Source organism: Streptomyces sp. NPDC058459 (assembly GCF_042721685.1).
Lineage (GTDB): Bacteria > Actinomycetota > Actinomycetes > Streptomycetales > Streptomycetaceae > Streptomyces.
The window spans coordinates 1-1056 of record NZ_JBHXLV010000441.1 but is presented as its reverse complement, the minus strand read 5'-3'; the positions used below and the strand labels follow the sequence as shown (position 1 = coordinate 1056).

The window sequence follows — 1056 nt, the reverse complement described above, 5'->3', positions numbered from 1 at the left end:
GTTCCCGCCCGAGGCGATGAGGCCGACACGAGGCGGAAGGTTCTCGACCCGCCCCGACAGCAGGGCCGCGAGCGGGGTGGCACCGCTCGGTTCGAGGACGATCTTCAGACGTTCGAAGGCGAACCGCATGGCCTCGACGATCTCCTCGTCACTGACCAGCGCGATGGCGTCGACCAGCCGCTGATTGAGCGCGAAGGTGATCTCGCCGGGAGTGGGCAGCATCTGCCCGTCGGCGATGGTGCGCGGCACCGGGATGGTCACCCGCGCACCCGACTCCAGCGAGCGCCTGGTGTCGTCGCCCGCCGCCGGCTCCACGCCGATCACCCGCACCGCCGGACGCAGCGACTTCGCCACGACGGCACAGCCCGCGATGAGCCCGCCGCCGCCCACCGGGACCACCAGCGCGTCCAGCTCCCCGGTGTCCTCCAGCAGCTCCAACGCGGCCGTGCCCTGGCCGGCGATGACGTCGAGGTGGTCGTAGGGCGGGATCAGGGCCAGCCCCCGGTCCCTGGCCAGTCCCTCGCCGAGCGCGGTGCGCTCCTCCTTGTAGCGGTCGTAGGTGACGACCTCGGCGCCGTAGCCGAGGGTGGCCTCCCGCTTGGAGCGGGGCGCGTCCTCGGGCATCAGGATGACGGCCGTGGTGCCCAGTTCCCGGGCGGCCAGCGCGACCGCCTGGGCGTGGTTGCCGGAGGAGAAGGCGGCGATGCCCTTGGCGAGCTGCTCCGGCGGCAGTTGTACGGCGGCGTTGTAGGCGCCCCGGAACTTGAAGGCGCCGATCCGCTGGAAGTTCTCGCACTTGATGAACACCTCCGCCCCGACGCGGGCGTCGAGCGTGCGCGAGGTGAGGACGGGGGTCCGGTGGACGACACCCTCCAGGCGGGCGGCGGCCGCGCGGACGTCGTCGAGGGTGAGGTGCGGTTCGGCGGGCATGGCGGGTCCCCCAGAAAGTGATCGGCGCTAGGGCTCGGTGGGCGGGATCGGTGGCAGGGCTCGGTGGGCGGGGACGGTGGCAGGGCTCGGTGGGCGGGGACGGTGGCAGGGCTCGGTGGGCGGTGA

The 1056-nt window shown here is 73.0% G+C and carries 1 protein-coding gene; it reads right to left on the bottom strand.

The annotated features are described in order from the left end of the window. A partial coding sequence (locus ACFWN1_RS33450) for a pyridoxal-phosphate dependent enzyme (protein WP_384370585.1) occupies positions 1-930 on the bottom strand: 930 nt, incomplete at its 3' end. Positions 931-1056 lie beyond the last annotated feature (126 nt).